The sequence below is a fragment of the Legionella fallonii LLAP-10 genome (assembly GCF_000953135.1).
GTDB classification, from domain to species: Bacteria; Pseudomonadota; Gammaproteobacteria; order Legionellales; family Legionellaceae; genus Legionella; species Legionella fallonii.
Map to the genome: position 1 here is coordinate 1,300,134 of NZ_LN614827.1, position 13,823 is coordinate 1,313,956.

Here is a 13,823-nt window from a genome sequence, read left to right on the forward strand (position 1 = left end):
GGCTTATTTTTCAATGGATAGCCAGTTACGTGCTGGAAGAAAATCAGTATAAAGCTTTGCTTCAGGACTATACTCTTCAGGAGTCCAGTTGTATTCCCAACATACTTCTGGGGGAAGAGACATCAAAATTGATTCGGTTCTTCCTCCTGATTGCAAACCAAATAACGTACCGCGATCGTAAACTAAATTAAATTCAACATAACGTCCACGTCTGTAATTTTGAAATACTTTTTCTTTTTGACCAAAAGGATGTCCCTTGCGACATTCTACTATAGGAGCATAGGCCTTTAAAAAATGATCTCCTATACTTCTCATTAGTGCAAAACTATGTTCGAAGCTAATGTCGTTATAATCATCAAAAAATAATCCGCCAACACCACGAGCTTCATTCCTGTGTTTAATGAAAAAATAATCATCGCACCATTGTTTGAATTTAGGATAAATTTCTTCGCCAAAAGGTTGACAGGCTTGAGAGGCTGTTTGATGCCAATGTTGACAGTCCTCTTCAAAACCATAATAGGGGGTTAAATCAAAACCTCCTCCAAACCACCAAACAGGATCCGCCCCTTCTTTTTCTGCAAGGAAAAATCGTACATTAGCGTGAGACGTTGGAATGTATGGATTATCCGGATGGATAACCAAAGAGACGCCAAGGGCGCTGAAATTTCTACCAGCTAACTCAGGCCTATGAGCTGAGGCTGAAGCAGGAAGCTGCTCACCTGATACATGAGAAAAATTGACGCCAGCTTTTTCAAAGACTCCACCTTGAGTAAGCACACGCGTAATACCTCCACCCCCACTAGGGCGTTGCCATGCGTCTTCAATAAAAGTTGCTTTATTATCTAAGGTTTCAAGAGTAGAGCAAATGGTATTTTGTAATTGTAACAGGTATGATTTTATTTGCTCAATTGCATTGGTTGGGAGTACTTTAGAGTTTGCTGTCATGAGACACCTACATTTATTTGTAGGGTCTGTTATCATTTTAGTTTAAGCTAGTAAAATGTTAACAGACTCTAGTTAGTTTCTGAATTATTTTCTCATTCTTTTGATGTTGGCACAATGTTTGCATTGTTAATGCGAATTGAAAACAGGAGTGTTTATGGCCCTTAATCTAGATACTTATTTAGGGATTCATGCTAAAGCCTTGATGGCAAGGGATAAGCGAGCATCGCAATTAGCTAATAACTTGGCTAACGTTAATACCCCCAATTATAAAGCAATGGATGTTGATTTTAATGAATATTTGACTGCTAGCATGCAGGGAGGTGCGCAGCAAATTAAAACAACAACGGCTAATCATATCAATACTAATGCTGATTTTAGCGCCAATTTAAAATACAGGGTAACTTCTCAAGCAACATTAGACGGTAATACCGTAGATAAGGACATGGAAACGATGGAGTTTGCGCGAAATTCGCTAAATTATCAGGCCAGTTTGAGCTTTTTGGATAATAAAATTAAATCCATGATGACTGCATTGAAGGGAGAGTAATCGTGTCATTAAATACAGTTTTTGATATCGCTGGTTCTGCAATGAGTGCTGAAACAGTACGTTTAAGCACTAGCGTGCAAAATATGAGCAACTCTAATGTGACTGCTAGCACACCAGAAGAGGTGTATCAGCCCAAATACCCCGTCTTTCAAACTGTTCAGGAATCGCAAAATCAATGGATGGGCGATCAGATAAAAGCCGGAGTTCAGGTTAAGGGGATGTATCAGAGTGACATTGAGCCCTCTAAACGTTATGAACCTAATAATCCTATTGCCGATGACAAAGGTTTTGTTTATACGACAAATATCAATTATGTTGAAGAAATGGCCAATGTGATTTCGGCTTCAAGATCCTACCAAATGAACATTGAATTACTAAATACAACAAAACAATTAATGCAACGGACATTACAATTAGGTGAGTAAGGGGAAAGGGATGACTACAAATTCAGTTAATAGTTCCAATACTGCAGCAGATTTAGGTTTGAACCAGCCTCAGCCGGTTTCCAAAAATAGTCTAGGTCAAAAAGATTTTCTTCGTCTGATGGTGGCACAAATAAAAAATCAAGATCCCATGCAACCGCAAGCTAATGGCGAATTCCTATCTCAACTTGCACAGTTCAGTACTAATGATGGGGTTACGAAAATGCAAGAGTCTTTACAACAGATGGCTACATCGTTACAGTCTAATCAAGCACTACAAGCCTCGGCTTTGGTAGGGCGTAAAGTTTTAGTGAATAGTAACCATCTTAGTTTAGGTACAGAAGGGGATGTAAAAGCAGCTATTGATATGCCCGCTGGTCTTAATAATTTAACTGCGTCTGTATACTCTGAGTCAGGTGAGTTGATCAAAAATATTCCATTGGGTCAACCACAACCTGGTTTTTTCCAGTTTAGCTGGGATGGTATGGGACAAAATAATCAACGCGTTGCTGCTGGTAATTATAAAATTGCTGTTCGTGGTATTTATGGCGGGAAAGAGGTGTCATTAAATACAATGACTTCAGCTAATGTGGATAGCGTTAGTTTGGGGCAAAATGGAGAAGGGTTAAAACTTAATGTAGCTGGAGTTGGTTCAATACCATTAGATCAAGTAAGACAGATCACCGTGTAAAGTATGTTATCAATACCCTAGAAAAGGGAATACTAAAAAATTACAAGCAGGAGGCTAATATGTCTTTTAATACAGCGCTGAGTGGGATTCAAGCAGCAAGTAGTGCTCTCGATGTAACCGGTAATAATATTGCTAATGCGGCAACAGTGGGTTTTAAAGGTTCGCGAGCTGAGTTTGCTGATATCTATAATACTAATGCTTATGGAGCGAGTGCAAATGCAATAGGCGGCGGTGTATCCCTTTCGCGAGTCAGTCAGTCATTTGCCAATGGGGACCTTTACGGAACAAATAATACTTTAGATCTTGCAATTAATGGCTCCGGATTTTTTATCTTAGATGATGGTGGGGCTAAGGCTTATACTCGTTCTGGTCAATTTGGTTTAAATAACCAGAATTATATAGTAAATGCAAATAATCAAAAATTAGTCGGTTTGCTTGCTGATAATAATGGAAACATTACCAACGTGGCGGGTGACTTACAAATAAATACAGCGAATATAATACCTAAAACCACCTCTTTAGTGACCACCGGTTTAAATTTAAATGCAGGGAGCACACCTACTGCGGTTGATTGGACTGGAGGGGCTACCCCAGTTAGTGATACTTATAACAACACCACTTCATCCACTATTTATGACAGTTTAGGGAATTCTCACGTCTTAAGCATGTATTTTATAAAGGCAGACCCTAATGCAGTCGCTGGTGCTCCGAATGCCGCTTCTCCTCCAGGCACTCAAGATCAATGGTATGTTGCATTTCAGATTGATAACCAAAATGTTCCCGCAAATGGTGGACTGCAAAACACCAATAACTTATATAGGGTAAATTTTAATCCAGATGGTTCTTTTGCTGGCGTCCAGGATACCACAGACACTACTTTAGCTAATCATTTAATTCCTTTAACAATGACTCTTAATAACGGGGCTAATCCATTAAGCTTTAATGTTGATTTATCAGAAAGTACTCAATTTGGTAGTCCATTTGCTGTTCAGTCCGTAAATAATGATGGCTATACCACAGGTAGTCTGGCAGGTCTGACTATAGGTGATACAGGAATTATATTTGGACGCTATACTAATGGCCAATCTATGGCTATGGGACAAATACAATTAGCTAATTTTGCTGATATAGCTGGTTTGCAAAATATAGGAAATACTTCTTGGGCTCAAACGACGGCTTCGGGACAAGCCTTAGTTAGCACTGCGGGTTCCAGTAGTCTAGGTTCAATTGTTTCTGGAAGTCTTGAACAATCCAATGTCAATATTACTAATGAACTCGTTGATTTAATAACAGAACAACGTAATTTCCAGGCGAATGCCCAGACTATACGTACTGGTGATGCAGTGACACAAACAATCATCAATATACGTTAGGAGGTAAATTATGGATCCTATTTTGTATAATGCAGCGAGTGGGAGCAAAGGCGATTTTAATAAGCAGGCAATAATCGCCAATAATTTGGCGAACGTAAATACCCCTGGATTTAAAGCAGATTTATACCAAGCTCAAACCATGTATTTAAATGCGAATGGGACGAATGAGGCAGATAATCAATCGTTTAATGTTCAGGCCCCTAATGGTATTGATTTAACTCCCGGTGGTTTAGTTACTACCGGCCGTGATTTAGACGTGGCCGTTAGCGGCGAGGGTTGGATCGCCTTGAAAGACAGTCAAGGTCGACAAGTGTATGCGCGGGGAGGGAGCTTCCAGGTGAATACTAACGGTCAATTGATTACTGCTTCTGGTAAGGCCGTTCTCGGGGATGGCGGACCTATTTCCATCCCTCCTGCTAAATCGGTTGAAATTGGAAGCGATGGAACTATTTCTATTATTCCTATGGAAGGAGATAGTAATTCTTTAGCTGTTTTAGATAGAATTAAGCTAGTAACCCTTGATAAAAATAACCTAGTAAAAAATGAAGAAGGTATGTTGCAACTGAAACAAGGAGCAGCTACTCCTGTGGCTGATGCATCAGTTAAATTAGTGAATGGCGCTGTTGAAGGCAGTAACGTTAAGGCCATAGAACAAATGGTTGAAATGATAAGTGTAGGGCGAGAATATGAAGCGCAAATGAAAATTTTATCAACGGTAGATGATAATTCGCAAAAATTGGCACAACTATTGCACGAGTAGTCGTATAAAAATTATAGATAGAAAAAGCTTATTATAGCAGGAGGCTTTAATGGAACCAGCATTATGGGTTAGTAAATCTGGCTTGGAAGCTCAAGATAAAACTATTGCAAACATTGCAAACAACTTGGCTAACGTTAATACTACTGGTTTTAAAAAAGGTAGGGCTATATTTGAAGATTTAATTTATCAAAATATACGTCAGGCTGGTGCTCAATCCACGCAAAATACTCAGATCCCAACGGGTATCAATATGGGAACTGGGGTACATATGGTTGCCACAGAAAAAATATTTGCCCAAGGCGACATGCAGAATACTCAAAATGCACTGGATGTGGCTATTCAAGGTGCCGGATTTATGACCGTGGTGATGCCTGATGGGACTTTGGCTTATACACGAGATGGCAATCTAAAATTAAATAGCCAAGGGCAGATAGTAACGAGTAATGGCTATTTAATTCAGCCAACGCTCACTATTCCAGCAGAAACTCAAAATGTTACTATAGGTAATGATGGAACAGTAAGTGTAACCGTGGCAGGAAATACTGCACCCACAACTCTTGGAAACATCCAGTTGACTAGTTTTATTAATCCAGCAGGCTTACAACCTATAGGGCAGAATTTATATACAGAAACGCAAGCTAGTGGTAATCCTTTGACCGATAATCCAGGCAATTCAGGTTTGGGCACTTTATTACAAGGTAACTTAGAAGCTTCAAATGTCAACGTGGTTGAAGAATTAGTGAACATGATTCAAGCACAAAGAAGTTATGAAATCACAGCCAAAGGAATTCAAACTGTTGATAGTATGTTGCAATATCTAAATCAAGCACTGTAACGGATTATATGCATGAAATTATCTGATTGTGCTGTACTTATTTTAACTGGAATTTTATTGAGCGGGTGTGAAACCATTAATCCACCTGCTCCAGGTAAAGATCCTGATTATGCACCAACTTATCCGGACTCACCAGATCCTAAACAGCTGCGTCATGTCAGCGGAGCAATTTATAGTAGCGAGACTGCTTTACCGCTTTTCGAAACACCGAGAGCGCGTCATCCTGGTGACGTATTAACCGTAATTTTAATAGAAAATACCAATGCACAGAAAAATGCCTCTACCATACAAAAGAAAAATGATCAGGAGCAAGTTACAAACAAACTCTTTTTGGGACGACCTATTCATTTAGGCGGTGGCTACACCATGGACTTTGACTTAAATAATCAGCGTCAATTTACAGGACGAGGCCAAGCCTTACAAAATAATCAGTTGACGGGTAGTATTTCAGTTACAGTAGCTAAAGTTCTTCCTAATGGCAGTATGGTTGTTCAAGGGGAAAAATGGGTAAGAATCAATCAAGGAAAAGAATTTATTCAATTATCAGGTATTGTTAGACCGCAGGATATTAAGGCTGATAATTCAATTACTTCTGATCGAGTAGCTAATGCCAGGATTTCTTATGGTGGTACTGGTCAATTTAATAATACTAATGCCCAAGGTTGGATAGCACGAATTTTGTGGGGCCCCATATTCCCAACCTAATAAAGGTTTTTTAAGAATAATTTGGACAAGGAACGTAATGCAGCGACGAAAGCTAATTACAGTATTATTATCACTTTATTTGATGATGACTCAGGTTTTTGCTGAACGAATCAAAGACGTCGCTACTTTAGCAGGGGTTCGTACTAACCAGTTGGTTGGCTATGGTTTGGTGGTGGGGTTGAATGGGACTGGTGATAAATCGGGTACTCGATTCACCGAAGACAGTTTTGCCAATATGTTGACTCAATTGGGCATTAATATCCCACCTGGAATTAAATTAAACGCCAAAAATATTGCTGCGGTAATGGTCACTTCCAACTTATCTACTTTTATGAAAAAAGGACAAACCCTCGATATTAACATTTCATCCGTGGGTGATTCTAAGAGCTTGTTAGGTGGTACATTGTTGATGACTCCACTTAAAGGAGCGGATGGGCGAGTTTATGCCATGGCTCAAGGAAATGTGATTGTATCCGGGATTAGTGCCTCGGGATCTGATGGTTCCAGTGTTACTGTGAACGTTCCCAGTGGTGGTCGAATTCCTAATGGAGCGACCGTGGAAGCAGACATTCCCAATCCATTCTATTTTTCCAAATCGCTTACTTATAATCTTCACAGTCCCGATTTTACTACTGCCAAACGCATGACTGATGCGATCAATGAACTAATGGGGCCTGGAACTGCAAGGGCTATGGATGCAACCTCTATCGTCGTCACCGCCCCTAAAAAATTAGATCAACGGGTAGATTATGTATCAGTTCTTGAAAATATAGAGTTTAAGCCTGGTGAACCCATGGCCAAAATTATTATTAATGCCAGAACTGGAACTATTGTGATTTCAAGTAATGTGATTGTGAAATCAGCAGCAGTATCGCACGGTAACCTGGTCGTGAGCATCACTGAAACTCCGGTAATTAGCCAGCCTAATGCTTTTGCAAGAGGAAGAACAGTTCAAACTCAGCAGTCTCAGGTTAATATCGATCAAAAAAATAATCATGCATTTGTTCTGCCCAAAGGAACAACCTTGAAAGATATAGTAAGAGGGATTAACGCTGTTGGAGCAACCCCAGCTGATGTGATAGCGATACTTGAGGCGCTGCAACAAGCTGGTGCATTAAATGCGACATTAATAGTCATATAAAGGTGATCAATATGGAGTTACAAGGGATTGCTACTAGTGATTTTAAAGGTTTAAATGATCTAAAAGTCCAGGCAAAGTTGAATCAGAAACAGGCATTGCCTGAAGTTGCAAAGCAATTTGAAGGGATTTTTCTACAGTCAATGCTTAAAAGTATGAGAATGGGGCAGCATTTTCTTGATGATTCCAGTCCTTTTAGTAGCCAAAAACAGGCAACCTTTCAGGAAATGTTGGATGGCCAATATGCGAGTAATATTGCTAATTCACCTCATGGGATAGGTTTAGCGGCCATGATGACTAAGCAATTGAAAAATAGCGTAGAGAATAACGTATCTCAGCCACTCGAAATGATGCCATCCAACGACGTCAAAAATACGACGTCTTTGAAACAGCCCCTTGCCGCGAATGCCCCTGTGAATACCTCAGGGAATACTTCATCAGGAGAGGCTGAAGGAATTGATAATTTTGTTAAAGCAATTTGGCCTAAAGCAAAAGAAGCTGCTTCTGTCATCGGACTTGATCCTAAGATCTTAATCGCTCAAGCAGCTTTGGAAACTGGGTGGGGGAAATTTGTAGCCAAAGATAGCGATGGATCCAGTAGTAATAACTTATTTAATATTAAAACAGGTAATAACAAAGATTTTGAATCGGTTGCAGTTAAGACAACAGAATATATAGCTGACACACCGATTAATAAGACAGAGTCATTTAGAAAATATTCATCAGTAGAGCAGAGTTTTAACGATTATGTTTCTTTAATTATGAATAATGAGCGCTATCAAGGGGCTGTAGCCAATGCAGGGAATCCTGAGCTTTTTGTCAATGAGTTACACAAAGCAGGATATGCTACAGATCCTAAATACAGCAATAAGATTTTAGCTATTTATCATGGAGATGATTTGAATCGGGCAATGCAACGATGTGGGATAGCAGAGCAAATCTGATCATTTAAAAGACTAAATAGATCTCTATACAAGAGGTCCATTATTATATTGGTTTAGGGAGTGAACAAATATGTCCATATTGAGTATAGCCAATTCAGGATTAAATGCTTTTCAGAACGCTTTGGCTGTGACCGCAAATAATATCTCAAATGCTAAAACTAGAGGTTATTCGAGGCAAAGTATTGATTTTACTCCCGCCCCCTCTCAATTTTTTGCAGGATCATATTTTGGAACAGGAGTGGGTACCTCATCCATTTATCGCAATGCAGACCAGTTTGCCAACTATCAAGTGAGAAATACGCAAAGTTTTAAATCACAGTATGAGGCTTTTTATTTGCAAGCATCGCAAATTGATAAATTACTTTCCCAGGATGGTTCTAGTATTTCTACTTCATTACAGTCCTTCTTCGACTCTTTAGGCCAGCTCAATAATACTCCTGACTCAGGAGCATCTCGTGATGTTGCATTCAAACAAGGCCAATTATTGGTGCAACAGTTTACTTTCATGCAAACAAACCTAGATGAATACCAAAATAATTCTACAGCTCAAATTTCACAGGCAGCTACTCAAATCAACCAAATCACTCAGGGCATTGCAGCAGCAAACCAACAATTGATGAGTTCGCCAAATTCTCCCGAATTACTTGATCAGCGCGATGAACTATTAAAGCAGCTTGCTGGATTTGTAGACATTTCTACTTTTGATCAAGGTGATGGAACAATAAATGTTGCTATTGCTAGCGGAGAAATGTTGGTTGCTGGAACCCAACAGCGTAATTTGAGTATTTCAACTGATCAATCAAATTTGCAAGGAACCAAGGTTTTATTAGGAAATGGGGCAGGGATCTTAGATATCACAGAGGAGTTAAACTCCGGACAGGTTGGTGGCTTGCTCTCTTATGAAAAGAATATATTAGGTCAGGCAAGTCAAATGATAGGTCAAATGGCTATCGGGTTATCGCTTGCTTTTAATGCACAGCATCAATTAGGTATGGACGCTAATAATCAACTCGGACAGAATTTTTTTACGGATTACAATTCAGCAACTGAACAATTAAAGCGAGCTACTCCCGAGACGACTAATACGGGGACTGGAGTATTGTCAGTAGCTATTTCAGATATATCTCAGACTAAGTTGAGCGATTATCAATTAGTTGTTAGCGATGTGGCTTTAAATCAAGTACGCTTAATACGTGAATCAGACGGCACATCAACAACGCTTACATGGACTAATAACCCTCCATCACCTCCAGGTGGACAGATAGTGCTTGATGGCATGACTATTTCTGTTAATGATGTTACGGCGCTTGCAACTAATGATAATTATATGCTGACCCCAACTCGAGGAGCAGCACGTGACTTTGCTTTACAGATTACCGAATCACAGCAAATTGCTTTAGCTTCCCCAGTAGTTACTTCCGCTCCGTTAAGTAATACTGGTACAGGGCAGATTGCATTGGGAACTATTTTCAACACATCAGCCGTAACCAATCAATACAGCATTCAATTTATTTCAGATACTGAGTTTAATGTTGTTGATTTGACTCACAATACAACAACAGGTCCATTGACTTTTACGCCTAATACTCAAAATACAGTTCAGATACCTGATTCGGTTAACCCATCCTATTCAGTGATTTTGTCAGGTATACCCAAGACGGGTGATCAATTTACAGCAGACTATAATGCGGGTGGTATTGGTGATAACCGTAACGGTTTATTATTGGCAGGAATTCAAGACAATAAATATTTTATGAGTGGGACTGAGAGTATGATGGATAGATATTCTGATCTACTCGTTGATGTGGGGGGCCAAACCAAATTGGCAAAAAGTAGTTACGAGGCTTCTAATGTATTGTTTAAGCAAGCAGTAGATTATCAAAGCAGTATTAGTGGAGTAAATTTAGATGAAGAAGCCGCTAATCTAATAAAATTTGAACAGGCTTATGAAGCTGCAGGGAAGTTAATGGCGATTGCTGGGCAAATTATGAATGTATTATTCGATATCATGAGGTGATAAATGCGTATTTCAACGAATCAAATTTATGAACGTGGATTAAGCAGTTTATTAATTCAGCAAGAAAGAGTATCTAATTTACAAGAGCGGCTCGCAAGTAATTTGAGAGTTGAGTCACCAGAAGATGATCCTATTGCAACTGCTCAAATTGAATTGATGAATCAACGGATTAGCACCACAGAAGTATTACAAAAGAATAGGCAAAACGCGGTAAGCGCTTTAAGTTTAGAAGATGACGTATTATCTAGCACGGTGAGTGCATTGCAGCGATTAAGAGAAATACAAGTTCAGGCAGGAGATTCATCCCTCTCAGCGGAGGATCGTAAATCTTTAGCTGTTGAGGTGAGCAATTTATTAAATCAAATACAGGACTACGCTAATTCTAAAGATATTAGCGGTGGTTATATGTTTAGTGGTGGTCAAGCAGCAACACAACCATTCACATTAAACTCCAGTGGACAATACGTATATAATGGTGATAGTACACAACGTTATCAGGCAGTTAGTGGTAATTTACAAATAGCTATTAATGATACTGGTGACAATATTTTTATGCGAGTGGCCAGCGGTAATGGCACTTTCGCTGTTTCTTCGCCGAGCACACCTAATGCTGGGACTGCCTCGGTCAGTTCGGGCTCAATAGTCAATCCAAGCGTTTATGTGCCGGATAACTATACCATGAGTTTTGCTTTGAACTCCCAAGGAAACCTTGTCGTTATGGTGAGTGGTGCTACCAGTGGCAATGTTATCCCGGCGTCAGGCTTGCCTGACGATGCTCCGGTGTACCAAGAAGGGATGGCGGTTACATTTAATGGCATGGAGATGACGGTTAACGGCGCACCTCTAGCTGGAGATACATTTTCCATTACTCCTTCGAAAAATCAATCAGTTTTTGCAACCATACAAAATATGATCACCAATTTGAATCAACCCTTTGATACAGCAGTCGCAAAGGCGGCTACTTATACTGACAATAATCAATTACTTGCTGAATTGGATAGTGCGATTACTAATATTTTAGACTATGAATCAGATGTAGGCGCTCGATTAAATCAGTTGACTTTTGCTGATGATCTTAACAGCAATTTAATTTTGTTAAGTAAGGATACACTAAAAAAACTACAAGAAATTGATCCAGTGGCTGTTGCTACTGAATATAATTTGCAATTAGTCAATCTACAGGCTGCTCAGCAGAGTTTTGTGAGAATACAAGGATTATCTGTATTTAACTATATGTAGTAAAGAATTCTAAGGTAATAGTATAAGAATAGTTGCAACTGTCATTTAGAGTGCAGCGACGACTCTCCAGCGAAGCGCATTGCGCTCTATGTTGAGCCCATTCGTCACAAGCTCCTGAGCCCAGGTTTTCTAACCTAAAGCTTAGGAGCCAATGGACTGAACTCACATCATCTTGGGTGCGGTGTCTAGTCTTGGGTTCTCCTCGTCATTTTGGGTTAATCCTTCATCTGAGGTTAATTCTGTAGGTTTTACAGGTGTCGTAGCTCTTGTTTGTGCAGAAAACATACTGTGAATCCTACGAGCAGTATAAATTTCCTCTGGAGTCGCAGCATTAACTTCTTGTTGTACTTCTTCTTGTTCAGGAGTTGGTTTTTCTTTATCTGGTGCTGAGCAGCAGCAAAAGAAATTAATAATCGCTTCGATTGGTGTATAAAGATAATTTAATAATTGGGTGAACCAACCAACTTTTTGTGCGTCTTGTTCTATTTGGATTTCTTCAAGGAGATGAGCCTCAAGTTTTCCTTCGCACTGATAATTAATTTGCTTTAGAATAAGGGCCATTGCATGCTCTGTTTGTGCTTCATCTAGTTTGGCATCTTTTACTAATACATCATGTATTTGTGCAATATTAGCTGGTAGATCTTGGAACTTCCCATTAAGGGCATTGTTAGCTATTTCTGCTTGCAAGAAAAATATCATTTGTGCATAGCTTGCAGCATGAAACAGCTCTTTGGAATCCTCTTTATCGCTTATTAATGTTTCGTCTAATTTGTCTTTACCTAAATAGAGCATTGGTATTAAAGGATTATCGAATACTTTAATTCTTGATTCAAAAAATTCTTTACATTGCCTAGAACCATCCTCTATAGCACTTTTTCTTTGTTCCTGAGTGAGTGAAGTGGTTGTTGCTGTAATTGTTCCTGAATTGAGATAAATCATATTATCTAGATGATAATATACTTTTTCGCGGTTGAGCACTTCTGCGCGCCCTTTAATTAAACTTCCTCCAAGCGCTATTCTAGCTACACCATCGACAACTCGATCAAAAGCTGATCGAGTAATGGGGGCATGCTGTTTTGCTTTTTGAAGGCGAACTTTAAAGGAAGAGTCAGCTTCAATTTTTGCGCATAAGATTTGCTCATGATTCAAACCTTGCTCAAGGAGAATATCCGATGGCATGTTATCTAAAATGCCACCATCAGCAACACTATGTCCCTCTGCATTAAGAGTTGGAGTAAATAATAATGGGTGAGCAGCAGATTGACGGACTATTTGTGAAATAGAATCCCCTCCGCCATTATTGACGTTGTGAACTTGCTTCCTTTTGGTAAATTGATTCGTGGTAACCACAGAGAGGTTTTTGATAAGATGTTTTTTTTCTTCAGGTAAAACCGCTCTTAAATTTTCCAAATCATTGAACGTTATTCTAGGATTTACTTCTTCACCAGTTCTTTTGAGCTTCCAAATTTTAGGCGATTTTGCAAAGGCTTTATCGAGTTTGTCTAATGCCGTAGCATTTCCTGATAGTTTGATAATATCATCTACAGAGTTAATTTTTACCCCTGCTTTTTTCAAAATAGTATCTACTATTTGGATTTTTTGTTTAAGTACAAAATATTGTTCTCTTTCTGGATCTTTTGCTGGTGGTTCAACACCTTTTAGATGCTCTTTGATTTGCAGTGCATAAATTACTTCCATGATATTACGGAATCGATCACCACGAGCACGCAAGCGAAAGGTACCTTGGTTATCTAAAAGTTTTGTAATGTCTAAATTAGAAACTAAGTTGGTGAAATCTGTAGCATTCATTCCAACTGCTAATAGACTGACTGTCATTGCACCTGCTGAAGCACCACTAACATGACTAAGATCCTTTAGTATGCCTCGTTTTTCCATTTCTTGAACTAGTGCTGCGTAATAAATACCTTTGGCTCCGCCACCACTGGCTACAAAACCTTTTACTGGGCAACCTAGAAGTTCATATTGGTCATCTTTGTTTTTGACAATTTCATATGATTTTCTTTTTAATTCTCTTGGCATAGGACACCTATATATACATCTTTATATAGTTTAGTATATCAGCGAAAAATTAACGAAATATTATGTGTTTTGTAGCTGGTTGCTTGCAATTGAGACGAGTGTAGCTCTTAGTCTCAAGTAACTAGGCTACGATTTGTTACTACTCCGTTCAAATTAATTTAATTCTA

Annotated in this window: 13 protein-coding genes; 11 read left to right on the plus strand and 2 right to left on the minus strand. The window is 39.1% G+C overall.

Features of this window, described 5'->3' with window-relative positions; all coding sequences use genetic code 11:
* Positions 1–3 precede the first annotated feature (3 nt).
* Positions 4–945 carry an oxygen-dependent coproporphyrinogen oxidase gene (hemF, locus tag LFA_RS05230; RefSeq protein WP_045095238.1) on the minus strand — a complete coding sequence of 314 codons (942 nt, stop codon included), beginning with the start codon at positions 943–945 and terminating at the stop codon, positions 4–6.
* A gap of 154 nt (positions 946–1,099) precedes the next feature.
* Between hemF and flgB the strand changes: the two genes are divergently transcribed.
* The 11 genes from flgB to flgL all read left to right on the plus strand — a co-directional run bounded on the left by flgB (position 1,100) and on the right by flgL (position 11,616).
* On the plus strand, positions 1,100–1,492 hold the full coding sequence (gene flgB, locus LFA_RS05235) for a flagellar basal body rod protein FlgB (protein WP_045095239.1): 393 nt from the start codon (positions 1,100–1,102) through the stop codon (positions 1,490–1,492).
* A 2-nt stretch (positions 1,493–1,494) separates the two neighbouring features.
* On the plus strand, positions 1,495–1,917 hold the full coding sequence (gene flgC / locus LFA_RS05240; protein ID WP_045095240.1) for a flagellar basal body rod protein FlgC: 423 nt from the start codon (positions 1,495–1,497) through the stop codon (positions 1,915–1,917).
* Positions 1,918–1,927: 10 nt separating this feature from the next.
* The gene (locus tag LFA_RS05245) at positions 1,928–2,605 is read left to right on the plus strand and encodes a flagellar hook assembly protein FlgD (RefSeq protein ID WP_045095241.1); all 678 of its coding nucleotides are present in this window, start codon (positions 1,928–1,930) and stop codon (positions 2,603–2,605) included.
* Between the two features lie 59 nt (positions 2,606–2,664).
* Positions 2,665–3,978, plus strand: a complete 1,314-nt coding sequence (gene flgE / locus LFA_RS05250) for a flagellar hook protein FlgE (protein WP_045095242.1) — start codon at positions 2,665–2,667, stop codon at positions 3,976–3,978.
* 10 nt (positions 3,979–3,988) lie between these two features.
* Complete coding sequence (gene flgF, locus LFA_RS05255) at positions 3,989–4,738, plus strand: flagellar basal-body rod protein FlgF (protein ID WP_045095243.1); 750 nt, start codon at positions 3,989–3,991, stop codon at positions 4,736–4,738.
* Positions 4,739–4,787: 49 nt separating this feature from the next.
* Positions 4,788–5,573: a flagellar basal-body rod protein FlgG gene (gene flgG / locus LFA_RS05260; protein WP_045095244.1), complete on the plus strand. Its 786-nt coding sequence runs from the start codon at positions 4,788–4,790 to the stop codon at positions 5,571–5,573.
* A 12-nt stretch (positions 5,574–5,585) separates the two neighbouring features.
* Complete coding sequence (locus LFA_RS05265) at positions 5,586–6,278, plus strand: flagellar basal body L-ring protein FlgH (RefSeq protein WP_045095245.1); 693 nt, start codon at positions 5,586–5,588, stop codon at positions 6,276–6,278.
* A 37-nt stretch (positions 6,279–6,315) separates the two neighbouring features.
* A complete protein-coding gene (locus LFA_RS05270) occupies positions 6,316–7,419 on the plus strand; it encodes a flagellar basal body P-ring protein FlgI (protein ID WP_045095246.1) in 1,104 nt (367 codons plus the stop codon).
* An 11-nt stretch (positions 7,420–7,430) separates the two neighbouring features.
* Complete coding sequence (flgJ, locus tag LFA_RS05275; protein ID WP_045095247.1) at positions 7,431–8,360, plus strand: flagellar assembly peptidoglycan hydrolase FlgJ; 930 nt, start codon at positions 7,431–7,433, stop codon at positions 8,358–8,360.
* Positions 8,361–8,430: 70 nt separating this feature from the next.
* A complete protein-coding gene (flgK, locus tag LFA_RS05280; RefSeq protein WP_045095248.1) occupies positions 8,431–10,377 on the plus strand; it encodes a flagellar hook-associated protein FlgK in 1,947 nt (648 codons plus the stop codon).
* 3 nt (positions 10,378–10,380) lie between these two features.
* Positions 10,381–11,616 carry a flagellar hook-associated protein FlgL gene (gene flgL / locus LFA_RS05285; RefSeq protein ID WP_045095249.1) on the plus strand — a complete coding sequence of 412 codons (1,236 nt, stop codon included), beginning with the start codon at positions 10,381–10,383 and terminating at the stop codon, positions 11,614–11,616.
* Between the two features lie 162 nt (positions 11,617–11,778).
* Here flgL and LFA_RS05290 read toward each other — a convergent pair whose 3' ends face one another.
* Entirely contained in the window at positions 11,779–13,656 is a 1,878-nt protein-coding gene (locus tag LFA_RS05290; protein WP_045095250.1) for a patatin-like phospholipase family protein, read from the minus strand.
* Positions 13,657–13,823: the final 167 nt, after the last annotated feature.